This window comes from Ferrigenium sp. UT5, from assembly GCF_045866295.1.
In the GTDB taxonomy this organism is placed as follows: Bacteria; Pseudomonadota; Gammaproteobacteria; order Burkholderiales; family Gallionellaceae; genus Sideroxyarcus.
In genome coordinates this window covers 49,513-71,436 of the sequence record NZ_BAAFRY010000009.1, presented here as the reverse complement: position 1 = coordinate 71,436, position 21,924 = coordinate 49,513, and the positions used below count along the sequence as shown (strand labels likewise).

The following is a 21,924-nucleotide window of genomic DNA, read 5'->3' as shown; positions in this document are numbered from 1 at the left end:
GTGAAAATCCGTGTTCATCCGTGGACGAATGCAGTTAAATCGAAACTATTGCTTCGGCGCGAACGTGAACATGTCACTGAAGAACGCGTCATCCTGCAGTCCGCGTTGCGCGCTGAAATCGCGATGGGCGGCCTGGACCATCACCGGCGCGCCGCAGGCATACACCGCATAGGCGGAAAGATCGCTGAAATCCTGCAGCACCGCGTCGTGCACGAAGCCGGTGCGCCCGTGCCAGGCCTCATCCGAAACCACCGGCGTGAACCGGATGCCGAGCTTCTCCCATTCCCCGATCTTGTCCAGCATGTACAGGTCGGATACCTTGCGCACCCCCCAGTAGAAATGCATCTCCCGCTGAAAGCCGATCTTGAGCGCGTGCTCGATGATGGCTTTGACCGGCGCAAAGCCGGTGCCGCTGGCGACGAAGATGATCGGCCGGTCGTTATCCTCGCGCAGGAAAAAAGTGCCGAGCGGGCCCTTGATGCGCAGAATGTCGCGCTCCCTCATGCGCGTGAACACCTGCTCGGTGAACGTTCCGCCGGGAATGTGGCGCACGTGCAATTCCAGCAGGCCGTCGTCGTGCGGCGCATTGGCCAGCGAGAAACTGCGCGGCTTGTCGTCCTTCTGCAGGATGTCGATGTATTGTCCGGCAAGGAACTGCAAGCGCTCGTTGGCCGGCAGCTTGAGCCACAGCACCATCACGTCATCCGCCACTTTCTGCATTTTCTCCACGCGGCAGGGCAGCATCTTCACCGGAATTTCCTGTGCCCGGCTCACTTCGTGGCTCTCGATCACCAGGTCCGACAGCGGTTTGGCGCAGCAGAACAGCGCCATGCCGGCGGCTTTTTCCGCATGGGTCAGGGTGGTGTCCTGGTATTCGCCGTAATCGACATTGCCCGCGAGAATCCTGCCTTTGCACACGCCGCAGGCGCCATTGCGGCAACTGTAGGGCAGCAGCAGACCGTGCGCCAGCGCGCCTTCCAGAATGCTGTCGTCGGCTGCGGCCGGGAACGTGTGCCCGCTCGGCTGAATGGTGATCTTGAAACTCATGGAGGAAGCCCGTTTGCAATGAGGGCGCGATTTTACAGGCTGACGCGCTTTGATGCGAGTGAAGTCGGCTGTGGGCGCAGCTCGCGGTGCGGCATAATCGCGGCATGAATAATCTGCTCATCATCGGCTGCGGGGACATCGCGCGGCGCACGATCCCGCTGCTGGCGGGGCATTTCCGCCTGTACGCCCTGCTGCGCAATCCGGCGCAGGGCGCATCGCTGCGCGGTCTGGGGGTCACGCCCTTGAGCGGCGATCTGGATGACCGGCACAGCCTGCGCCGCCTGGCCGGACTGGCGCAAACCGTGCTGTATCTGGCCCCGCCAGACGGGCGCGGCGCGCGGGATGGGCGCACCCGCAATCTGCTGGCGGCGCTGGCACAGGGCCGTGTGCCGGCGCGTCTGGTCTATATCAGCACCAGCGGCGTCTATGGCGATTGCGCCGGGGCGTGGGTGAGCGAGACGCGCCCGCCGCGCGCGCAAACCCGGCGCGCGCTGCTGCGCCTCGATGCCGAGCAGCAAATCCGCCACTGGGCGGCGCGCAACCGGGTGAGTGCCTCGATTCTGCGCGTGCCCGGCATCTATGCCGCGGAGCGCCTGCCGCTGGAACGCCTGCGCGCGGGGCTGCCGGCCATCCTCGCCGCCGAAGACGGGTACAGCAATCACATCCATGCCGACGATCTGGCGCGCATCCTGCTCGCGGCCTTGCGCCATGCCCGTCCGAACCGGATCTATCACGCGGTGGACGACGACGAGATGAGGATGGGCGATTACTTCGATGCCGTTGCCGATGCGCACGGCCTGCCGCACCCGCCGCGTTTGCCGCGCGCTGCGGTGCAGCAACAGGTGTCACCGATGATGTGGTCGTTCATGAACGAATCGCGCCGTTTGCGCAATGACAGGATGAAGCGCGAACTGTGCGTGCGGTTGCGCTATCCGGGTCTGGATTTTCCCTGATTTTCAGGACGCGCCGAATCCGAACCCGGTTGGGTTTTTGGGGTGGGCGGCTGTTGGCTGCCTACATCAGGATGACGTCGTATTGTTCCTGGCTATATTGCGTCTCGACTTGCAGCGAGACCGGCTTGGCGATGAAGTCGGAAAGCTGGGCGAGGCTCTGCGATTCCTCGTCGAGGAACAGGTCGATCACCTGTTGCGAGGCGAGGATGCGGTATTCGCGCGCATTGAACTGGCGCGCCTCGCGCACGATCTCGCGCAGAATCTGGTAACACACGGTCTGCGCCGTCTTCAACTCGCCGCGTCCCTGGCAGACGGGGCACGGTTCGCACAGCACGTGGGCCAGACTCTCGCGGGTGCGCTTGCGCGTCATCTCGATCAGGCCCAGTGCCGAGAAACCGTGGACGTTGATCCGGGTGCGGTCGAACGCGAGCATTTTCTTGAACTCCGCCAGCACGCCGTCGCGATGTTCCTGCGAGTCCATGTCGATGAAGTCGCAAATGATGATGCCGCCCAGATTGCGCAGGCGCAGTTGGCGCGCGATGACCTGCGCCGCTTCCAGGTTGGTCTTGAAGATGGTGTCGTCGAAACTGCGCCCGCCGACGAAGCCGCCGGTGTTGACGTCGATGGTGGTCAGCGCCTCGGTCTGGTCGATGATCAGGTAGCCGCCCGATTTCAGCTCGACCCGCTTGGACAGGGCATACTCGATTTCTTCCTCCACCCCGTACAGGTCGAACAGCGGCCGCGCACCGATGTAATGATTGAGCCGGTGCATCGCCGCCGCATTGTAGTCGCGGGCGAATTCCTGCATGCGCAGGTGGGTGTCGCGCGAGTCCACCAGAATGCGGGCGACCTTGTCGTTGGCGAAATCGCGCAACACGCGCAGGCTGATGTCCAGTTCCTTGTACAGCAGGGCGGGCGCGCCGAGGCGTTGCGACTGCTGTTGCAGGTTGTGCCACAACTTGTCGAGATAGTCGATGTCGGTGCGCAGCTCTTCGTCGCTGGCGCCCTCCGCCAGGGTGCGGATGATGTAGCCGCCGCCATGCCCGGCAGGCAACACTTGCAGCAGGCGGGTGCGCAGGGCATCGCGTTCCGCCTCGTCCTCGATGCGTTGCGACACGCCGATGTGCGACTCCTGCGGCAGGAAGACCAGCAGGCGCCCGGCGAAACTGAGCTGGGTGGACAGGCGCGCGCCCTTGCTGCCGATCGGGTCCTTGATCACCTGTGCCAGAACGCTCTGTCCTTCGAACAGGACTTTCTCGATCGGCTTGGCCGGGCTGCCGTCGATGCGGTTCTCCCAGATGTCGGCCACATGGAGGAAGGCCGAGCGCTCCAGGCCGATGTCGATGAAAGCGGACTGCATGCCGGGCAGCACGCGCTTCACGCGACCGACATACACATTGCCGACCAGCCCGCGCTGGCTGCCGCGCTCGATGTGCAATTCCTGCACGATGCCCTGCTGCATCACGGCGACGCGGGTTTCCTGCGGCGTGACGTTGATCAGAATTTCTTCGTTCATGGGGTAGTGATGCCGAATGATTTGAGCAATTCTACCGTTTCGTGCAGCGGCAGACCGACCACGCCGCTATAGCTGCCTTCCAGATGTTCGACGAACGCGGCGGCCTGTCCCTGGATGCCATAGGCGCCCGCCTTGCCATGCGCTTCGCCGCTGGCGAGATAGCGCCGGATGCGCGCTTCGTCGAGCGCCGCAAAGCGGATGCGCGTGCTGACGACGCGGCATTCCGTGTGCTCGCCCAGGGCGACCGCGACGGCGGTGATGACTTCATGGCTGCGTCCGGACAGTTGGCGCAGGATCTCCGCTGCGTGCGCATTGTCTTCGGGCTTGCCGATGATCTGCTGTTCCAGGACGACCACCGTGTCGGCGGTCAGGATGGGCGCGGGGCGGAGGGCGCGCAGACGCAGTGCCTCCAGCGCGGCCTGCGCCTTCTCGCGGCAGACCCGCTCGACATAGACGGCGGGTGATTCCTGCGCCAGCGGCAACTCGTCCACGTCGATCTGGCGGCGCGGATCGTTGCGCAACAGCAGCAGATCGAAGCCGACGCCGATCTGCTTCAGCAGTTCGCGCCGGCGCGGGCTCTGCGAAGCAAGGTAAATGCGTGGATGGGTGTGGCTCATCGGTCCGGAAAAGCCAAGAACAGCCACAGATGAACACGGATATTCACGGCGGGGCGGGGTGAAGTGCGAGTTGTTTCCTGTTTGGGCATCATCGGCATGGCGCGGCGTTCATCTGTGGCTCGGTATTTTTATTCTCTGTGATAGGGGTGATTGTGCAGCAGCGAGTGCGCCCGGTAAAGTTGCTCGGCGAGCAGTACGCGCACCATGCCGTGCGGCAGGGTGAGGGCGGACAGTGCCAGCAGTTGCCGCGCGCGCTGTTTGACCGTGTTGTGCAGGCCGTCCGCGCCGCCGATGATGAAGGCGACATCATTGCCCTGTTGCATCCAGTCCCGCATCTGTTGCGCGAGCTGTTTCGTGGTGGGGGTTGCGCCGCGCTCGTCCAGCGCGATGCAGTGTGCAGAAGCGGGCAGGGCAGCCAGGATGCGCTGTGCTTCGGCTTCCATGATCTGCGCCGTGGTTTTGCCGGTGGTGCGCGGCTCCGGCTTGATCTCGACCAGCTCGATCCTCGCCTCGCGCGGCATGCGCTTGGCGTATTCGCTGAAGCCTTCGGTGATCCACGACGGCATCCTGTTGCCCACCGCGAGGATCAGCAGTTTCATTCCAAACCTCGCTTAGCCACAGATTTACACGGATAAACACGGATGCAAAACCAAAATTGGAGCTCGTAGCGAGCACAAGCTTTTCGAGTCCATCCGTGAACATCCGTGTTCATCCGTGGCCCAATTGTTTTTTCGGGTTTATTTACCTGCGCCGGCGCGCAGCTTCGGTTGCACGCCCCACAGCTCTTCCAGATTGTAATAGGCGCGCACCGCCGGCTGCATGATATGGACGATGACATCGCCCATATCGACCAGCACCCATTCCCCGCTGTCGCCGCCCTCGATGCCGTATACCGTCTCGCCGCGCGCCTTCAACTGTTCCTCGACGTGGTCGGCCAGCGCCTTGGTCTGGCGCGTCGATTGCGCGCTGGCGATCACCATGGTTTCAAACAGCGAGTTGAATTTGCGCGTGTCGATGACTTCAATGTCGAGCGCCTTGATGTCTTCCAGCGCGGCCACGATGGCCTGGGTCTTTTCTTTTGCGTTCAGCATGGTCGATAGAGTGAGTGGGTGTGGATGTAATGGACGACGGCATCCGGCACGAGGGAACGGAGGCTTTTTTTCTCCGCGCAACGGCGGCGGATGTCGGTGGCGGAAATGTCGAGGGCGGGCATGTCGGCGACGAAGATTCTGCCGGCAGGCGCCTCATGCAACGCCAGTGCGCCGGGGGCGAGGCGGGCGCGGTATTCGGCCTGCAACGCGGCATCGGCTTGCGCCATGGCATTGCCCAGCGGTTGCCCGCCAGCCCGTTGCAGCACCACGATATGCGCCAGCGCGAACAATTGCCGCCAGTCGTGCCAGGTGTGCAACTGCAGGAACGCGTCGCCGCCGAGAATCAGGCACAGCGGCTGCGCCAAGCCCAGCTCGGCGCGCAGCGAGGTCAGTGTATCCACCGTGTAACAGGGGTCACTGCGGAACACCTCGCGCACATCGACCTGGAATTCGGGATGGCCGGCGATGGCCAGTCGCACCATCTCCCAGCGCGCCTGTGCCGATGCGCAGGGGGCGGTGCGGTGCGGCGGCGTGCCGCTGGGGACAAAGCATATCCTGGCCAGTCCGCACTGCTCCAGCGCTTCCTGCGCGATGCGCAGATGGCCGTGGTGGACGGGATCGAACGTTCCCCCCAGGATTCCGATTGGCGCGCTGCCCACTGCTTACAGTGCCAGCCGGCGCATGTCGGACAGCACATGCGCCAGGTAGGTGGCGAAGCGCGCGGCAGCCGCGCCGTCGATCACGCGGTGGTCGTAGGACAGCGACAGCGGCAGCATCAGGCGCGGCACGAACTCGCCGTCCTTCCACACCGGCTTCATGCTGGCACGCGACACGCCGAGGATGGCGACTTCCGGCGCGTTGATGATGGGGGTGAAGGCGGTGCCGCCGATGCCGCCCAGGCTGGAGATGGAGAAGCAACCGCCCTGCATGTCGGCAGCACTGATCTTCAGGTCGCGCGCCTTGGTGCTCACTTCGCCCAATTCTTTCGCCAGTTGCACGATGCCCTTCTGGTCCACGTCGCGGATCACCGGCACCATCAGGCCATTCGGCGTGTCCACGGCCACGCCGATGTGGATATATTTTTTCACGATCAGCGTTTCGCCGGAGGCATCCAGCGAAGCGTTGAAGTCCGGGAAATGCTTGAGGGTCAGCGCGCACGCCTTGAGCATGAACGCCAGCGGCGTGATCTTGATGTTCTGCTTGGCGTATTCCGCGCCCAGTTCCTTGCGGAAAGCCTCCATCTCGCTGATGTCGGCCTCCTCGAACTGCGTCACATGCGGGATCATCACCCAATTGCGGTGCAGGTTGGCGCCGGAGATCTTCTTGATGCGCGACAGCGGTCTGGTTTCGATTTCGCCAAATTTGGCGAAGTCCACGTCCGGCCACGGCAACAGGCCGGGCAGGGCGCCGCCGGGAGCTGCTCCCTGCGGTTTGGCCAGCGCCTGCTTGACGAAGTTCTGCACGTCGTCCCGGGTGACGCGGCCTTTTTCGCCGCTGCCGCCGACGAGCGCCAGGTTCACCCCCAGCTCGCGCGCGAAGCGGCGGATGGACGGGCTGGCATGCGCGTTGCCGCCCGCGGCCGGTGCGGGTGCGGACACAGCGGGTGCGGCAGGGGCGGGGGCCGGTTTTGCGGCGACCGGTGCGGGTGCGGCGGCTTGCGGGGCGGGTGCAGATGCCGGTGCCGGGGCAGGCGCTGCCTGGCTGGCGGCGCTGCCCTCGACCAGCGCGATCAGATCGCCTTCCGATACCTTGTCGCCGACCTTGATCTTCATTTCCTTGACCACGCCGGCAAACGGCGCCGGCACATCCATGGTTGCCTTGTCGGTCTCCAGCGTGATCAAGGTCTGCTCGGCCGCAATCGTGTCGCCGGCCTTTACCGCGACTTCGATGACGGTCACTCCCTTGAATCCGCCGATGTCCGGTACTTGTACTTTATTGGTTTCTGCCACGTCGTTCTCCTTGATTACACCGTGGTGGGATTCGGCTTGTCCGCATTGATCTGGTACAGCTTGATCGCGCGGCTCACTTCCTTCGCCTCCACTTTGCCTGCGTCAGCCAGCGCCTTCAATGCGGCTACGGCGACGTAGAAGCGGTCCACCTCGAAGAAGTGGCGCAGTTTCTTGCGCGTGTCGGAGCGGCCGAAACCGTCCGTGCCCAGCGTCTTGTAGGAAGCCTTGACGTAGGGCCGGATCTGGTCGGCATAGGCGCGGATGTAATCGGTCGCGGCGACGACCGGCGTATCTGCCGCCAGACATTGTTCGACATAGCTCACGCGCGGCTTCGCTTCCGGATGCAGGGTATTCCACCGTTCGCAGTCGATGCCGTCGCGGCGCAGCTCGTTGAAACTGGTCACACTCCACACATCGGCGGCGACGCCAAAATCCTTTGCCAGCAATTCGCCGGCGGCGATCACCTCGCGCAGGATGGTGCCGCTGCCCAGCAACTGGACGCGAGGCTTCTTCGCCTCTCCCTTGCCGCTGCCGCCCGCGCTGAACTTGTACATCCCCCGGATGATGCCTTCTTCCGCGCCCTTGGGCATGGCCGGGTGGGCGTAGTTCTCGTTCATCACGGTCAGGTAATAGAACACGTCTTCCTGTTTGTGATACATGCGCTCCATGCCGTGCTGGATGATGACCGCGAGTTCGTAGGCGAAGGTCGGATCGTAGGACACGCAGTTGGGAATGGTCGCGGCCATCAGGTGGCTGTGGCCGTCCTGATGCTGCAAGCCCTCGCCGTTCAGCGTGGTGCGCCCGGCGGTGCCGCCGACGAGGAAGCCGCGCGAACGCAGGTCGCCCGCAGCCCACGCCATGTCGCCGATGCGCTGGAAGCCGAACATCGAGTAGTAGATGTAGAACGGGATCATCGCCACACCGTGGTTGGCATAGGCGGTGGCCGCCGCGATCCAGTCCGCCATGCCGCCCGCCTCGTTGATACCTTCCTGCAGGATCTGCCCGGTCTGGTCTTCCTTGTAGAACATCAGCTGGTCGGCATCCTGCGGGGTATAGAGCTGCCCCACCTGCGAGAAGATGCCGAGCTGGCGGAACATGCCTTCCATGCCGAAGGTGCGCGATTCGTCCGGTACGATCGGCACGATCTGGCGGCCGATCGCCTTGTCTTTCACCAGCACGCCGAGCAGGCGCACGAACGCCATCGTGGTGGAAAACTCGCGCCCCTCACTGTCTTTGAGCAGGGCGGAAAACGCCTCCAGCGGCGGGATGTTGAGCGGGTGCGCCAGCGGTTCGCGCGCGGGCAGGGTGCCCATCTCGGTACAACGCTGCTTCAGGTATTTCTCTTCCTGGCTATCCTTGGCCGGGCGCACGAACGGCAGTTTCGGCAATTCTTCGTCGGTGACCGGGATGTTGAAGCGGTCGCGGAATTTGCGCAGCGATTCGCCGTCCATCTTTTTTTGCTGGTGGGTCGGGTTCTGTGCTTCACCGGACGAGCCCATGCCGTAACCCTTCACCGTCTTGGCGAGGATGACCGTCGGCTGGCCTTTGTGTTTGGAGGCCGCCGCATAGGCCGCAAACACCTTGTGCGGATCATGCCCGCCGCGGTTCAGGCGGAAGATCTCGTCGTCGGACATGTCGGCGACCAGTTCCAGCAACTCGGGATATTTGCCGAAGAAGTGCTGGCGCACGAAAGCGCCGTCGCGCGACTTGTACGTCTGGTATTCGCCGTCCACCACTTCTTCCATGCGCTTCAGCAACAGGCCGCTCTTGTCCTTGGCCAGCAGGCGGTCCCATTTGCCGCCCCACACCACCTTGATCACGTTCCAGCCGGCGCCGCGGAACACGCCTTCCAGTTCCTGGATGATCTTGCCGTTGCCGCGCACCGGGCCGTCCAGGCGCTGCAGGTTGCAGTTGATGACGAAGATCAGGTTGTCGAGTTTTTCGCGTCCCGCCATCGAGATCGCGCCCAACGATTCCGGCTCGTCCGTCTCGCCGTCGCCGAGGTAAGCCCATACCTTGCGCCCCTCGGTCTGGGCCAGATTGCGGTGTTGCAGATAGCGCATGAAGCGCGCCTGATAAATCGCCATCAGCGGGCCGAGGCCCATCGACACGGTGGGAAACTGCCAGAAGTTAGGCATCAGCCACGGGTGCGGATAGGAGGACAGGCCGCCGCCATCGACTTCCTGGCGGAACTTGTACAGTTGTTCTTCCGTCAGGCGGCCTTCGAGGAAGGCGCGCGCGTACATGCCGGGCGAGGAATGGCCCTGGAAATACACCAGGTCGCCGCCGTGCTGGTCGGTCTTGCCGTGGAAGAAATGGTTGAAGCCCACGTCATAAAGCGTCGCCGCCGAAGCGAAGCTGGCGATGTGCCCGCCCAGTTCGGACGACTCCTTGTTTGCGTTCAGCACGATGGCCATCGCGTTCCAGCGCATCAGCGCGCGAATGCGGTGTTCCATCTCGTGACTGCCCGGTGAACGTTCCTCCTTGTCCAGCGGGATGGTGTTGATGTAGGGCGTGGTCGCGCTGATCGGCATATCGTCGCCGGCGAGGCGCGCATGGTTGATGAGCTGATCGATCAGGAAGTGGGCGCGCTCGGCGCCTTCCTGTTCCAGCACGGACTGGAGCGAATCCAGCCATTCCTGTGTTTCCTGCGCATCGTAGTCGGGTTGTTGCGTCGCCATCTTTACTCTCTCCCTAAATAACGGGTGCTTCTTAAAATCCAGATTTCATCCCAACTGCTTCGTTGTGGCGGGAATTCCTTGCTTGCATATACATCATATGCGGCGCTGCGGAATTTCCTTCACGCCTTGCATTTGGGCGAACTCTGAATTTTCAGACGCGCCCTAACAACGTGTCGTTTCGTTTTCTGTCACCAGCCAATCGATCTTGCGGTCAGTGCTTTCCAGCGGTATCTCTTCGACCACCTGCAACGCAAAGGCGGCGGCAACCAGGGACGGCTGTTGCGGCCAGCGCGCCAGCAAGCGGTCGAAAAAACCGCCGCCGTAGCCCAGGCGTCCCCCGGCGCGGTCGAAGGCAACGCCGGGCAGCAGAATCAGGTCGATTTCGCCCGGCGCATCGAAGCGCCGGCACCGCCCGGCGACAGGTTCGCGGATGCCGTAAGCGCCCGGTGCCACATCGTCCCCCAAGTTGCCGATCTGGTACAAGTCCAGATGCCGGCCGGCTTTGTTCACGCGCGGCAACAGCACCCGCTTGCCGTCCGCCAATGCTTGCCGCACCCACAACTCGCTGTGCCACTCCGAGCCGAAGTTCAGATAGCCCAGCACCGTTCGCGCTGTTTTATAGCTTGCCAGGCCGCATAGCCGGCGGACGATCTCTCCGCTCCAGTGCGCCTGTAAGGTTGGTGTCAGCTGGTCGCGGGCCGCGATTATACGTTGCCGCAGTGCCTGCTTCCTAGCCCGGATGTCAGAGGGAGAGGGCGCCATGTCGGCCAAATGCAATCATTGCGGCTAAATTGGTGGCATCCAATCCCATTTGAATTCATTAGCCGAGAAAAAGTCGGTATGCGGGGTTGTCGCTCTCGTCCCAGTACGGATAGCCCAGGGTGTCGAGGAAGGTCTTGAGCGCCTTTTTGTCGGTCTTTGGTACTTGCATCCCGACCAGTACCCGACCGTAATCCGCGCCGTGGTTGCGGTAGTGGAACAGCGAGATGTTCCAGTTGTGGCTCATGCTGTTGAGAAAATTCATCAGCGCGCCGGGACGCTCGGGGAATTCGAAGCGGAACAGGATTTCGTCCCTGGCTTCGGGCGCGTGGCCGCCGACCAAGTGGCGCAGATGCAGCTTGGCCATTTCGTTGTCGCTCAAATCCAGGGTGGGCAATTTGCTGCGTTGCAACTTTTCGATAAGATCGGAGGCTTCCGTCTGGTCTTTTACCTGGATGCCGACGAACACCTGCGCCGCCTTGGGGTCGGCGTAGCGGTAGTTGAATTCGGTGATGTTGCGGCGGCCGAGCAGCGCGCAGAACTTGCGGAAGCTGCCCGGGGTTTCCGGGATGGTGACGGCGAGAATGGCCTCGCGTTTCTCGCCGATCTCGGCGCGCTCGGCGACGAAGCGCAGGCGGTCGAAGTTCATGTTCGCCCCGCAGGCGACCGAGACGAGCGTCTCGCCTTTGAGCTGTTCGCGCTTGGCGTACAGCTTCGCACCCGCGACCGCCAGCGCGCCGGCCGGTTCTAGGATGGAGCGCGTGTCCTGGAACACGTCCTTGATGGCCGCGCACACTTCGTCGGTATCGACCAAGATGACTTCATCCACATATTTTTTGCAGATGCGGAAGGTCTCTTCGCCCACGTATTTGACCGCCGTGCCGTCGGAAAACAGGCCGACGTCGTCGAGCGTGACGCGCTTTCCGGCCTTGAGCGAGCGATACATCGCGTCGGAATCGGTGGTCTGCACGCCGACGATCCGGATGTCGGGACGCACCTGCTTGACGTAGGACGCCACGCCCGCGATCAGACCGCCGCCGCCGATGGCGCAGAAGATGGCGTGGATGTCACCCTGATGCTGGCGCAAAATTTCCATGCCGATGGTGCCCTGTCCGGCAATGACATCCGGGTCGTCAAAGGGGTGCACGAAGGTGAGCTGTTTTTCCTTTTCCAGCGCAAGGGCGTGGGCGTAGGCATCGCTGTAACTGTCGCCGTGCAGCACAATTTCCACCGCGCGCTGGCCGAAGTGGCGCACCGCATCGATCTTCACCTGCGGCGTGGTGGTCGGCATCACGATGACGGCTTTGCACCCCAGGCGATGTGCGGAAAGCGCCACGCCTTGCGCATGGTTGCCCGCCGAGGCGGCGATCACGCCCTGCCTGAGTTGCGCGGGGGACAAGTGCGCCATCTTGTTGTAGGCGCCGCGCAACTTGAACGAGAACACGGGCTGCATGTCCTCGCGCTTGAACAGGATGGTGTTGCCGGTGCGCGCAGACAAGCTGGGCGCGTGTTCCAGCGGCGTTTCGAGGGCCACGTCATACACGCGGGCGGTGAGGATGCGCTTCAGATAACTCTGCATGATGATTTGCGGCTAAACATATATTGGCCGCAAGGGTAGCAGGAAATGGGGTTTGCTGTCTTATGCCACGCTTGGGATGAAGCTTCTTAACTTCCTCCAGCCCCCTCACACGGGGATGTTGGGAGGCGTTTGATTTTAAGCGCGCAGCCCGATCATCTTGTAAAAACCTGGCAGGTCGCTCAAGTCCGGCAATACGCCCGCCGCCCCGGTGAAATCCTGCCTGATGGTATAGGGGTTGGTGGTGACGTAGGTCTTGATCCCCGCGGCCAGCGCAGACTGCAGGCCGTTGTAGGAATCTTCCAATGCGATGCAGTCGTCGGGCGCCAGTTGGAGTTCGTTCAGCACCCAGTTGTAAATGTCCGGCGCGGGTTTCTTGTGCGGCACGATGTCGCCGCAGCCGTTGACCGCGAAGGAGCTTGCCCAATCTTGGCCCAGGCCGACTTCCAGCAGGGCGCTCACGTTTGCGGCGGTAGTGGTGGTGGCAATGGCCAGCATGATGCCGCTGGCGCGTGCTTCATGGATCAGTTGCTTGATGCCGGGACGCAACGGGATCGCGCCTTCGCGCAGCATGGCGGTGTAGTGGCCGGTCTTCACCGCATGCAGATGTTTGACGAAATCGTCGTATTTGTCCGGCTTGGTGTAGCCCTGCAAAAAATCCGAAACGAAATATTTGATGCGTTCCTTGCCGCCGGTGACTTTGAGCAGTTTGTCGTACAGTGCGACGTCCCAGTTCCAGGGAAGATTGTTTTCGGCGAACGCCTTGTTGAAGGATTTGCGGTGGCCGTCTTCGGTATCCGCCAGCGTGCCGTCCACATCGAAAATAATTGCTTTGAGTGTCATGTTTGAGTCCTTGTGAATTCAAAATCTAACCGGCCACGGACGAACGCGGATCTTCACGAAAAAAACCAACTCAATCCGTGTTTCATCTGTGTTCATCCGTGGCTGATTTGTTTTTAGCGCATCCCCGGAAATTTTCCTGCCATGCCGCGCATCATCTTGGCCATGCCACCTTTGCCGCTGAACATCTTCATCATCTTCTGCGATTGCTCGAACTGGTTCAGCAACTGGTTGACGTGCATCACCTGCACGCCGGAACCTGCGGCGATGCGCTTCTTGCGCGAGGCCTTGATCTGCTCGGGGTGCGACCGTTCGTACGGGGTCATCGAGTTGATGATGCCTTCGGTGCGGTTGATCTGGCGTTCATCGACTTTCGCTCCGGCCGCGGCCTGCGCCAGTTGCGCGGGCAGCTTGTCCATCAGCGCCGACATGCCGCCCATCTTGCGCATCTGCACGATCTGCATCTTGAAGTCGTTGAGGTCGAAGCCCTTGCCGCTCTGCACTTTCTTCGCCAGCTTGGCCGCTTCGGCATGATCGACATTGCGCTGCGCTTCTTCCAGCAGGGACAGCACGTCGCCCATGCCGAGAATGCGCTGCGCCATGCGCTCGGGATGGAAGGCTTCGAGGCCGTTGGGTTTCTCGCTGACACCGACGAACTTGATCGGCTTGCCGGTGATTTGTCGCACCGACAGCGCCGCGCCGCCGCGCGCATCGCCGTCCAGTTTGGTCAGGATCACGCCGGTCAGCGGCAGCGCGTCGCCGAAGGCCTTGGCGGTATTGACCGCGTCCTGGCCGGTCATCGCATCGACCACAAACAGGGTCTCGATAGGTTGCAATGCCGCGTGCAGTTCCTTGATCTCCGCCATCATCGCGGCGTCCACGGCAAGGCGACCGGCGGTGTCCACAATCAGCACGTCGTGGTGATGCTTCTTTGCCCAGTCGTGTGCGGCCAGCGCGATGGCCTGCGGTTTCTGCGATATGTCGGAGGGGAAGAAGTCGATCTTGAGCTGCTCTGCCAGCGTGCGCAGTTGCTCGATGGCGGCGGGGCGATACACGTCGCAGCTGACCAGGAGCACTTTCTTCTTGTTCTGCTCGCTCAATAATTTTGCCAGCTTGCCGCTGCTGGTGGTCTTGCCCGCCCCCTGCAAACCGGCCATCAGGATCACGGCGGGCGGCACCGTGGCAAGATTCAGCGCATCGTTGTGTTCGCCCATCAGGCGGGTCAGTTCGCGGTTCACCACCCCGATCAGCGCCTGTCCCGGATTCAGATTGCCGATGACTTCCTGTCCCAGCGCCGCTGCCTTGACCTTGGCGATGAAATCCTTGACCACCGGCAGCGCGACGTCGGCCTCCAGCAGTGCCAGGCGCACTTCGCGCAGGGCATCCTGGATGTTGCTTTCGGTCAGGCGAGCCTGACCGCGCAGGTTCTTGATGATGCCGCCAAAGCGTTGCGTGAGGTTGTCCAGCATGATTTTTTCAGTCCCGGTGTGCGGAGGCGCGGCGCGGCAGACACTCAACGGCGCTTCCTGTAGAATTCGCACAGTCTAAAACATCTGCCCGCCCAATGTCGAACCCAGTCCTGTATCTGCTGACCTTTGCCCTGTATGCCGTGCTGGCGATTCTGTTCTGGCGCGCGCAGTCGGCGGGCAGCGCCGAGCAGAAAAACCGCGGCGCGCTCGGGTTCGCCGTGATCGTCCCTTTGTTGCTGCACGGCTGGCTGTTGTACGACACCCTCTTTATCTGGGGCACGCTCAATCTGGGGCTGGCCTATGCGCTTTCCCTCATTCTGTGGCTGACCGTGCTGGTGTATTGGCTGGCGCGGCGGTTTTATCCGATTGCCAGTCTGCTGACCCTGATGCTGCCACTGGCGGCCATCGCCGCAGCATTGCCTGCTCTCTTCCCCAGTCCGCGCATGTTGATGCAATCGCCTTCCGGCCTGTTCGATACCCACGTGCTGATGGCTTTGCTGGCCTACAGCCTGTTCACCATCGCTGCCCTGCATGCCGGGTTGATTGCGCTGGTCGAGAAACGGCTGCACCACGCCAGAATGCCGGAGGTGCTCAAGAGCCTGCCGCCGCTGATGACCATGGAGACCTTGCTGTTTCGGGTGATCGGGACGGGTTTCCTGATTCTGACGGTGACGGTCGTTTCCGGTTTCCTCTTTTCCGATCAGATATTCGGCCATCCCTTGCAATTCACGCACAAAGTGCTGTTTGGCATGCTGTCGTGGGTGGTTTTCGGGGTGCTGCTGCTGGGCCATCATTTCTATGGCTGGCGCGGCCATACTGCCGTGCGCTGGACCTTGAGCGGCTTTGTTTTCCTATTCCTTGCCTATCTGGGCACCCAGTTCGTGCTGGAAGTCATTTTGCACCGCTGACCCCCTTCGCGAAACAATCCTTGCCAAAATTCAACGAGGTATCGTAGAATTCGCGCCCTTTTGGCATGGGCCAAAGTCAATTACTGGATAATCGTTATGGTAGTCATTCGTCTTTCTCGCGGCGGTTCGAAGAATCGTCCTTACTACAACGTGGTGGTGGCGGACTCCCGCAATCGTCGTGACGGCCGCTACATCGAGCGCGTCGGGTTTTACAATCCGCTGGCGGCCGAAGGCGGCGAAAGCCTGCGCATCCAGCTGGATCGCGTGACGCACTGGCAGGACAAGGGCGCGCAGTTGAGCGAGACCGTAGGCCGTCTGGTCAAAAAAGCCGGTGCAACAGCCAAGGCCTGATCCTGCAGAACCCATGGTTGTCATGGGTAAAGTGGTCGCCGCGCAAGGCTTGCAGGGTTGGTTAAAAATCCAGGTCTTTACCGAGTATCTGGACAGCCTGCTGGATTACACCTCCTGGTATCTGGGGGACGAGACTACCTGGCAGGCGCTGCAGGTGATCGAGGCGAATGTTCACGGGAAAGTGCTGATCGCCAAACTGCAAGGCATCACCGATCGAACCGCTGCAGAACGATACAAAGGCCGGCTGGTCGGCATCCCGCGGGATTGGTTGCCACCGGAAAAGGAAGGCGAGTACTACTGGTCCGATCTGATCGGACTGTCGGTGCAGAACTTGGAGGGACATGCCTTCGGCACGGTGGACTCGCTGCTGGAGACCGGTGCCAACGATGTGCTGGTGGTCAAAGCGGCGAGCGGTGAAACCCTGATCCCGTTCATCGCCAGCGTGATTCGGCAGGTCGATTTGCAGAACAGGACAATCCGGGTGGACTGGCAGGCGGATTACCTCAAATGATGGATCGCCATGCGATTTGATGTAATCACCCTGTTCCCCGAAATGTTTGACGCGATCACCCGGTTTGGGGTGACGCGCAAGGCGGTAGAACTGGGCAAGTTCGAGTTGCAAGCGTGGAATCCGCGCGATTTTACAACCGACAACTACCGCACCATCGACGACCGTCCCTACGGCGGCGGTCCCGGGATGGTGATGTTGGCGGAACCGCTGGAAAAGGCGATCCGCGCAGCGAAAGCAGCGCAGGTCGCCAGCGGAGCGAAGAAGAGTCGGGTGATCCACCTCTCGCCGCAAGGCAGGCCGCTCACCCACGACGTGGTGATGGAACTGCTGGCGCGGGACGAAGGATTGATCTTGCTGGCGAGTCGTTACGAAGGCGTGGATGAGCGCCTGTTGCGCAGCCAGGTGGATGAAGAGCTTTCCATCGGGGACTATGTGTTGTCCGGTGGCGAGTTGGCGGCGATGGTGGTGATGGACAGCGTGGTGCGGCAGATACCCGGGGTATTGGGTGACGAGGCATCGGCGCAGCAGGATTCTTTCGTGCAAGGTCTGCTGGATTGTCCGCACTACACGCGGCCCGAGGTTTATAACGGCGAGGGCGTTCCGGAAGTGTTGCTGTCCGGGCACCACGCCGAGATAGAGAAGTGGCGATTGAAGCAGGCATTAGGCAGGACTGCGGAACGTCGTCCGGATTTGCTGGCACATCGCCAGTTGACTAAACAGGAAGCTCGGCTACTGGCTCAGTACCAGCAGGAACAAGCTTCAGCACAAGAAGAGGAAACAAAATGAATCTGATCGGCATTCTCGAAAAAGAAGAAATCGCCCGCCTGGGCAAGACCATTCCCGAATTCGGCCCCGGCGACACCGTCGTGGTCGGCGTGAACGTGATCGAAGGCGAGCGCAAGCGCGTGCAATCTTTCGAAGGCGTGGTGATCGCCAAGCGCAACAAGGGGCTGAACTCCAGCTTCATCGTGCGCAAGGTATCCTCCGGCGAAGGCGTGGAACGTACCTTCCAGACCTATTCGCCCAGCATCGCCAGTATCGAACTGAAGCGCCGCGGCGACGTGCGCCGCGCCAAGCTGTACTACCTGCGCGACCGTTCCGGCAAATCGGCACGGATCAAGGAAAAACTGCCTGCCCGCAAGGCGGGCTGAGTTTTCAGTGCAGACTCATGCCTGCAAACGCAGGCGTGATGTCGGAACTAAAAACTGCCTGCCCGCAAAACTGCTGCGTAAGCAACGGTTCTGCGGCAAACAAGAACGGGAGCTTCGGCTCCCGTTTCTATTCTCTGACATCGCCGAGAGTTTCGCCTGACCTGTTGCTGTGGGGGCTTGACCCTGGATATTCGGCTACCTCCCACGGTACCCCAGCCGCTTCAAGATTTCCAGCGAGGCATCGGCCTGGTTCAGCGTGTAGAAATGGAGTCCGGGTGCGCCGCCCGCGATGAGTTTCTCGCACAGTGCGGTGACCACATCGCGGCCGAAGGCCTGCACCGACTCCACATCGTCGCCGAAACCTTCCATGGTCTTGCGCATCCAGCGCGGGATTTCCGCGCCGCAGGTGTCGGAGAAGCGTGCCAGTTGCGAGTAGCGCACGATGGGCATGATGCCCGGCACAATCGGCGCGGTGACACCCAGCTTGCGCGTCTCGTCCACGAAGCGGAAGTAGCCATCCGCGTTGTAGAAATATTGGGTGATGGCCGAGTTGGCGCCCGCGCTGATCTTGTGTTTGAAGTTGAGCATGTCCTCGCGCGCCGAGTTTGCCTGCGGGTGGAACTCGGGATAGGCGGCGACTTCGATGTGGAAGTGCGCGCCGGTCTGGGCGCGGATGAATGACACCAGTTCATTGGCGTAATGGAATTCACCGATGCTGCCCATGCCGGAGGGCATATCCCCGCGCAAGGCAACGATGCGCCGGATGCCCATTTCCTTGTAGGCGAACAGCAGGGCGCGGATGTTCTCGCGTGTCGAGCCCACACAGGAAAGGTGAGGGGCAGCCTGATGCCCTTCGGCGTGGATCAGCTTGATGGTATCCAGGGTGCGGTCTTGTGTTGTACCGCCCGCGCCAAAGGTGCAGGAGAAAAACTCCGGCTTGAGCACCGCCAGCCGCTTGCGCACATCGGTTAATTTGTCGGAACCTTCCGGCGTCTGCGGCGGAAAGAATTCAAAGCTTATTGGTGTATTGGCCATGTTTCCTCGCAATTTGTGCGGCGGCTGCGGACAGCGCCCAGGAAAAAATGCTGTAAAGAACGGCGCCCATGACTCCGTGCCAGAAGCTGTCGACAACGAATCCTTTCAAGATCGAACCCGCAAACCAGAACATCAGACCGTTGATGACGAAAATGAACAGTCCCAGCGTCAGCACGGTGACCGGCAATGTCAGCACCAGAAAGACCGGGCGGATCAGCGTGTTGACCAGACCCAGCACAAAAGCGGCAATAAACGCCGCCATGAATCCATCCACGTGGATGCCCGGCACGAAGCTCGCCACCGCGATCAACGCCAGCGAATTCAAGGTCCAGATGAGCAGTAGTCTTGGAAGCATGCTTTGAGTGTACCAAATACGGTGCCGACGTTCCCTGTGCAGCAAGACCCGCTGAAACAGCGTCGGGTTAAAACCCGCCCCACAGGATGCGGGCGGGTTTTGTGGGTCGGACTTCAGTCCGACATGCCGGCGTGCATTCAGGCTGCACGGGGAATGACGGACGCAATCAATAACGATAGTGGTCGGCCTTGTAAGGACCTTCCTTCGGCACGTTGATGTAAGCCGCCTGCTGGTCGGTCAGCTCGGTCAGTTGCGCGTTCAGCGTCTTCAGCTGCAGGCGCGCGACCTTCTCGTCCAGATGTTTGGGCAAGGTATAAACGCCGACGGGGTACTTGCCGGAGTCGCGTTCTGTCCATAGCTCGATCTGGGCGATGGTTTGGTTGGCGAAGGAAGAGGACATCACGTAAGACGGATGGCCGGTGCCGCAACCGAGGTTCACCAGACGCCCCTGGGCCAGCAGAATAATGCGATGGCCATCCGGGAAGATGATGTGATCGACCTGCGGCTTGATCTCTTCCCACTGGTATTGCTCCAGCGAGGCGACATCGATCTCGTTGTCGAAGTGGCCGATGTTGCAGACGATGGCGTTGTTCTTCATCTTCACCATGTGGTCATGGGTGATGACGTGGAAGTTGCCGGTGGTGGTGACGAAGATGTCGGCCTTGTCGGCGGCGTATTCCATGGTGACCACGCGGTAGCCTTCCATCGCGGCCTGCAGCGCGCAGATTGGGTCGATCTCGGTGACCCACACCTGCGCCGACAGCGCGCGCATCGCCTGAGCCGAGCCCTTGCCCACATCGCCGTAACCGCAGATCACCGCGATCTTGCCCGCGATCATCACGTCGGTGGCGCGCTTGATGCCGTCCACCAGCGATTCGCGGCAGCCGTACAGGTTGTCGAACTTGGACTTGGTGACGGAGTCGTTCACGTTGATGCCGGGGAACTTCAGTTCGCCGCGCTGGTGCATCTGGTACAGGCGGTGCACGCCGGTGGTGGTCTCCTCGGTCACGCCCTTGATCTGCGCCAGACGGGTGGAGTACCACTTCGGATCGGCGGCCAGTTTGGCCTTGATGGCCGCGAACAGGCAGGTCTCTTCTTCGGAGCTCGGCTTGCTGATGAGGGACGCATCCTTCTCGGCGCGTGCACCGAGGTGCAGCAGCAGGGTGGCGTCGCCGCCGTCGTCCAGGATCATGTTGGAATAACCGCCATCCGCCCACTCGAAGATGCGGTGGGTGTAGTCCCAGTATTCAGTTAGCGTTTCGCCTTTGACGGCAAACACGGGTGTCCCCCCCGCCGCGATGGCGGCTGCGGCGTGGTCTTGCGTGGAGAAGATGTTGCACGATGCCCAACGCACTTGCGCACCGAGCGCGGTCAGCGTCTCGATCAGCACGGCGGTCTGGATGGTCATGTGCAGCGAGCCGGTGATGCGCGCGCCCTTCAGCGGTTGGGTCTTGGCGAATTCCTCGCGGATGGCCATCAGGCCGGGCATCTCATGCTCGGCGATGGCGATTTCCTTGCGTCCCCACGAGGCCAGATTGATGTCGGCGATGACGTAGTCTTTAGACATGATGCACTCCATTCATTTGATAAGTTAATGAATGGGCGCCGTTGCTACGGTTGAACCACTTCCGCCGAGCCTGACAGGTTCACCAACGCGGTGACTGCTGCAGCGCCCCTCGGCGGGGTGGGTGATACGAAATGTAGGCCGGGTTTCAACCCGACATGTCGGACTAAAGTCCGACCCACACAAGGATTGCCTATAAGCCTGCGTCAGCCCTCAAAGCTGCGGCCTTGTCTGTGTTTTGGCTTCGGCCGGTACTTTGCACCTTAACATCGCAAGCGATGTTAGCCTTCGCCGAAACACAGACCACCCTGCGGGGGCGGGCTTACAGCCCGGCATCCGCGCGAAGCGCGGCTGCTTTGTCTGTGTTTTCCCACTTGAATTCCGGTTCCTCGCGGCCAAAGTGGCCGTAGGCGGCCGTCTTCTGGTAGATCGGGCGCAGCAGGTCGAGCATCTGCACGATACCTTTCGGGCGCAGGTCGAAATGCTTCTGCACCAGCTCGGCAATCTTCTCGTCGGAAATCTTGCCGGTGCCGTAAGTGGTGACCATCACGCTGGTGGGACGGGCCACGCCGATGGCATAGGAGATCTGGATCAGGCACTTGTCGGCCAGACCGGCGGCGACGATGTTCTTCGCCACATAACGGCCGGCGTAGGCAGCGGAGCGGTCCACCTTGGACGGGTCCTTGCCGGAGAACGCGCCGCCACCGTGCGGGGCCGCGCCGCCGTAGGTATCGACGATGATCTTGCGTCCGGTCAGGCCGCAGTCGCCCTGCGGGCCGCCGACCACGAAACGCCCGGTCGGGTTCACCAGATATTTGATCTCGTCCTTGATCAGTTCCTTGGGCAGCACCGGCTTGATGATTTCTTCGATGGCCGCTTCGCGGATCTGTTCCAGCGTCATTTCTGGCGCGTGCTGGGTGGAGAGCACCACGGTGTCGATGCGGTCTGGCACGCCGTCCACGTATTTGATGGTGACTTGCGATTTCGCGTCGGGACGCAGCCAGGGCAAACGTCCGTCGTGGCGCAGTTGCGCCTGGCGTTCGACGATGCGGTGCGACAGGTGGATCGGCAGCGGCATCAGCACGTCGGTCTCGCGGCAGGCGTAGCCGAACATCAGACCCTGGTCGCCGGCGCCCTGGTCGAGACCGTCGTCGTATGCCTTGTTCACGCCCTGGGCGATGTCCGGGCTCTGCTTGTCATAGGCCACCAGCACGGCGCAGCCTTTGTAGTCGATGCCGTATTCGGTGTTATCGTAGCCGATGCGCTTGATGGTGTCGCGCGCGACCTGGATGTAATCGACGTTGGCGGCGGTGGTGATCTCGCCCGCCAGCACGACCAGTCCGGTGTTGCACAGGGTCTCGGCAGCGATACGGGAATGCCTGTCCTGCGCTAGAATCGCGTCCACGATGGCGTCGGAGATTTGGTCGGCGACCTTGTCCGGATGGCCCTCGGACACGGACTCGGATGTAAAAAAATATTCGCTCATGGCGCTCCGCTTGCTGCTTCAATGATTAAATGGGCGCGCAGTATAACAAATTCGCGCCGATCTCA

The 21,924-nt window shown here is 61.6% G+C and carries 22 protein-coding genes and 1 riboswitch; of the genes, 6 read left to right on the top strand and 16 right to left on the bottom strand.

Annotated elements, in window-relative coordinates:
- Positions 1-45: 45 nt before the first annotated feature.
- Positions 46-1,047 carry a CDP-6-deoxy-delta-3,4-glucoseen reductase gene (locus ACKTSJ_RS05075; RefSeq protein WP_407898021.1) on the bottom strand — a complete coding sequence of 334 codons (1,002 nt, stop codon included), beginning with the start codon at positions 1,045-1,047 and terminating at the stop codon, positions 46-48.
- A 104-nt stretch (positions 1,048-1,151) separates the two neighbouring features.
- On the opposite strand from ACKTSJ_RS05075, the gene ACKTSJ_RS05070 reads away from it, so the two are divergent.
- Complete coding sequence (locus ACKTSJ_RS05070; protein WP_407898020.1) at positions 1,152-2,000, top strand: SDR family oxidoreductase; 849 nt, start codon at positions 1,152-1,154, stop codon at positions 1,998-2,000.
- A gap of 61 nt (positions 2,001-2,061) precedes the next feature.
- Here the strand turns inward: ACKTSJ_RS05070 and rng are convergent, their stop codons facing one another.
- From rng to ffh, 11 genes are all read right to left on the bottom strand, one after another.
- A complete protein-coding gene (rng, locus tag ACKTSJ_RS05065) occupies positions 2,062-3,516 on the bottom strand; it encodes a ribonuclease G (protein WP_407898018.1) in 1,455 nt (484 codons plus the stop codon).
- Positions 3,513-4,133, bottom strand: coding sequence for a Maf family protein (locus ACKTSJ_RS05060; RefSeq protein ID WP_407898016.1), 621 nt, complete (start codon positions 4,131-4,133; stop codon positions 3,513-3,515). Before ACKTSJ_RS05060 ends, rng begins: the two co-directional genes overlap by 4 nt.
- Before the next feature lie 128 nt (positions 4,134-4,261).
- Positions 4,262-4,732 (bottom strand): 23S rRNA (pseudouridine(1915)-N(3))-methyltransferase RlmH, encoded by a 471-nt coding sequence (rlmH, locus tag ACKTSJ_RS05055; RefSeq protein ID WP_407898014.1) that lies wholly within the window; start codon positions 4,730-4,732, stop codon positions 4,262-4,264.
- A gap of 138 nt (positions 4,733-4,870) precedes the next feature.
- Positions 4,871-5,224 carry a ribosome silencing factor gene (gene rsfS / locus ACKTSJ_RS05050; RefSeq protein WP_407898012.1) on the bottom strand — a complete coding sequence of 118 codons (354 nt, stop codon included), beginning with the start codon at positions 5,222-5,224 and terminating at the stop codon, positions 4,871-4,873.
- Positions 5,218-5,883 (bottom strand): nicotinate-nucleotide adenylyltransferase, encoded by a 666-nt coding sequence (gene nadD, locus ACKTSJ_RS05045; protein ID WP_407898010.1) that lies wholly within the window; start codon positions 5,881-5,883, stop codon positions 5,218-5,220. Before nadD ends, rsfS begins: the two co-directional genes overlap by 7 nt.
- A gap of 3 nt (positions 5,884-5,886) precedes the next feature.
- On the bottom strand, positions 5,887-7,173 hold the full coding sequence (gene aceF, locus ACKTSJ_RS05040; protein WP_407898008.1) for a dihydrolipoyllysine-residue acetyltransferase: 1,287 nt from the start codon (positions 7,171-7,173) through the stop codon (positions 5,887-5,889).
- 14 nt (positions 7,174-7,187) lie between these two features.
- A complete protein-coding gene (gene aceE, locus ACKTSJ_RS05035) occupies positions 7,188-9,854 on the bottom strand; it encodes a pyruvate dehydrogenase (acetyl-transferring), homodimeric type (protein WP_407898006.1) in 2,667 nt (888 codons plus the stop codon).
- A gap of 162 nt (positions 9,855-10,016) precedes the next feature.
- Entirely contained in the window at positions 10,017-10,631 is a 615-nt protein-coding gene (locus ACKTSJ_RS05030; RefSeq protein ID WP_407898004.1) for a 5-formyltetrahydrofolate cyclo-ligase, read from the bottom strand.
- Positions 10,632-10,674: 43 nt separating this feature from the next.
- Entirely contained in the window at positions 10,675-12,192 is a 1,518-nt protein-coding gene (gene ilvA / locus ACKTSJ_RS05025) for a threonine ammonia-lyase, biosynthetic (RefSeq protein ID WP_407898002.1), read from the bottom strand.
- 135 nt (positions 12,193-12,327) lie between these two features.
- Positions 12,328-13,032 (bottom strand): HAD-IA family hydrolase, encoded by a 705-nt coding sequence (locus tag ACKTSJ_RS05020; RefSeq protein ID WP_407898000.1) that lies wholly within the window; start codon positions 13,030-13,032, stop codon positions 12,328-12,330.
- A 113-nt stretch (positions 13,033-13,145) separates the two neighbouring features.
- Positions 13,146-14,498 (bottom strand): signal recognition particle protein, encoded by a 1,353-nt coding sequence (gene ffh / locus ACKTSJ_RS05015; RefSeq protein ID WP_407897998.1) that lies wholly within the window; start codon positions 14,496-14,498, stop codon positions 13,146-13,148.
- Between the two features lie 95 nt (positions 14,499-14,593).
- Between ffh and ACKTSJ_RS05010 the strand changes: the two genes are divergently transcribed.
- The 5 genes from ACKTSJ_RS05010 (at position 14,594) to rplS (ending at position 17,419) form a co-directional block, all read left to right on the top strand.
- Positions 14,594-15,406, top strand: coding sequence for an inner membrane protein YpjD (locus ACKTSJ_RS05010; RefSeq protein ID WP_407897996.1), 813 nt, complete (start codon positions 14,594-14,596; stop codon positions 15,404-15,406).
- A gap of 96 nt (positions 15,407-15,502) precedes the next feature.
- On the top strand, positions 15,503-15,757 hold the full coding sequence (gene rpsP, locus ACKTSJ_RS05005) for a 30S ribosomal protein S16 (protein ID WP_407897994.1): 255 nt from the start codon (positions 15,503-15,505) through the stop codon (positions 15,755-15,757).
- A gap of 13 nt (positions 15,758-15,770) precedes the next feature.
- A complete protein-coding gene (gene rimM, locus ACKTSJ_RS05000; protein WP_407897992.1) occupies positions 15,771-16,268 on the top strand; it encodes a ribosome maturation factor RimM in 498 nt (165 codons plus the stop codon).
- Between the two features lie 9 nt (positions 16,269-16,277).
- Positions 16,278-17,054, top strand: a complete 777-nt coding sequence (gene trmD / locus ACKTSJ_RS04995; RefSeq protein ID WP_407897990.1) for a tRNA (guanosine(37)-N1)-methyltransferase TrmD — start codon at positions 16,278-16,280, stop codon at positions 17,052-17,054.
- On the top strand, positions 17,051-17,419 hold the full coding sequence (rplS, locus tag ACKTSJ_RS04990; RefSeq protein WP_407897988.1) for a 50S ribosomal protein L19: 369 nt from the start codon (positions 17,051-17,053) through the stop codon (positions 17,417-17,419). Before trmD ends, rplS begins: the two co-directional genes overlap by 4 nt.
- A 195-nt stretch (positions 17,420-17,614) precedes the next feature.
- On the opposite strand, the gene metF is transcribed toward rplS, so the two are convergent.
- The 4 genes from metF to metK all read right to left on the bottom strand — a co-directional run bounded on the left by metF (position 17,615) and on the right by metK (position 21,859).
- A complete protein-coding gene (gene metF, locus ACKTSJ_RS04985; RefSeq protein WP_407897986.1) occupies positions 17,615-18,454 on the bottom strand; it encodes a methylenetetrahydrofolate reductase [NAD(P)H] in 840 nt (279 codons plus the stop codon).
- A complete protein-coding gene (locus ACKTSJ_RS04980) occupies positions 18,429-18,809 on the bottom strand; it encodes a phage holin family protein (protein WP_407898057.1) in 381 nt (126 codons plus the stop codon). The genes metF and ACKTSJ_RS04980 overlap by 26 nt, the downstream gene beginning before the upstream one ends.
- A 166-nt stretch (positions 18,810-18,975) precedes the next feature.
- Entirely contained in the window at positions 18,976-20,376 is a 1,401-nt protein-coding gene (ahcY, locus tag ACKTSJ_RS04975) for an adenosylhomocysteinase (RefSeq protein WP_407897984.1), read from the bottom strand.
- A 26-nt stretch (positions 20,377-20,402) separates the two neighbouring features.
- A riboswitch (S-adenosyl-L-homocysteine riboswitch) is annotated at positions 20,403-20,493 on the bottom strand.
- 202 nt (positions 20,494-20,695) lie between these two features.
- The gene (metK, locus tag ACKTSJ_RS04970; RefSeq protein ID WP_407897982.1) at positions 20,696-21,859 is read right to left on the bottom strand and encodes a methionine adenosyltransferase; all 1,164 of its coding nucleotides are present in this window, start codon (positions 21,857-21,859) and stop codon (positions 20,696-20,698) included.
- Between the last annotated feature and the right edge of the window lie 65 nt (positions 21,860-21,924).

Coding starts and splice junctions, on each gene's coding strand:
- metK (WP_407897982.1), bottom strand. CDS start 21,859: ATGAGCGAATATTTTTTTACATCCGAGTCCGTGTCCGAGGGCCATCCG.
- ffh (WP_407897998.1), bottom strand. CDS start 14,498: ATGCTGGACAACCTCACGCAACGCTTTGGCGGCATCATCAAGAACCTG.
- ACKTSJ_RS05020 (WP_407898000.1), bottom strand. CDS start 13,032: ATGACACTCAAAGCAATTATTTTCGATGTGGACGGCACGCTGGCGGAT.
- rpsP (WP_407897994.1), top strand. CDS start 15,503: ATGGTAGTCATTCGTCTTTCTCGCGGCGGTTCGAAGAATCGTCCTTAC.
- rng (WP_407898018.1), bottom strand. CDS start 3,516: ATGAACGAAGAAATTCTGATCAACGTCACGCCGCAGGAAACCCGCGTC.
- ACKTSJ_RS05070 (WP_407898020.1), top strand. CDS start 1,152: ATGAATAATCTGCTCATCATCGGCTGCGGGGACATCGCGCGGCGCACG.
- ilvA (WP_407898002.1), bottom strand. CDS start 12,192: ATGCAGAGTTATCTGAAGCGCATCCTCACCGCCCGCGTGTATGACGTG.
- aceE (WP_407898006.1), bottom strand. CDS start 9,854: ATGGCGACGCAACAACCCGACTACGATGCGCAGGAAACACAGGAATGG.
- ACKTSJ_RS05010 (WP_407897996.1), top strand. CDS start 14,594: ATGTCGAACCCAGTCCTGTATCTGCTGACCTTTGCCCTGTATGCCGTG.
- ACKTSJ_RS04980 (WP_407898057.1), bottom strand. CDS start 18,809: ATGCTTCCAAGACTACTGCTCATCTGGACCTTGAATTCGCTGGCGTTG.
- rsfS (WP_407898012.1), bottom strand. CDS start 5,224: ATGCTGAACGCAAAAGAAAAGACCCAGGCCATCGTGGCCGCGCTGGAA.
- ACKTSJ_RS05075 (WP_407898021.1), bottom strand. CDS start 1,047: ATGAGTTTCAAGATCACCATTCAGCCGAGCGGGCACACGTTCCCGGCC.
- ACKTSJ_RS05060 (WP_407898016.1), bottom strand. CDS start 4,133: ATGAGCCACACCCATCCACGCATTTACCTTGCTTCGCAGAGCCCGCGC.
- metF (WP_407897986.1), bottom strand. CDS start 18,454: ATGGCCAATACACCAATAAGCTTTGAATTCTTTCCGCCGCAGACGCCG.
- rimM (WP_407897992.1), top strand. CDS start 15,771: ATGGTTGTCATGGGTAAAGTGGTCGCCGCGCAAGGCTTGCAGGGTTGG.
- rplS (WP_407897988.1), top strand. CDS start 17,051: ATGAATCTGATCGGCATTCTCGAAAAAGAAGAAATCGCCCGCCTGGGC.
- trmD (WP_407897990.1), top strand. CDS start 16,278: ATGCGATTTGATGTAATCACCCTGTTCCCCGAAATGTTTGACGCGATC.
- rlmH (WP_407898014.1), bottom strand. CDS start 4,732: ATGAAACTGCTGATCCTCGCGGTGGGCAACAGGATGCCGTCGTGGATC.
- ahcY (WP_407897984.1), bottom strand. CDS start 20,376: ATGTCTAAAGACTACGTCATCGCCGACATCAATCTGGCCTCGTGGGGA.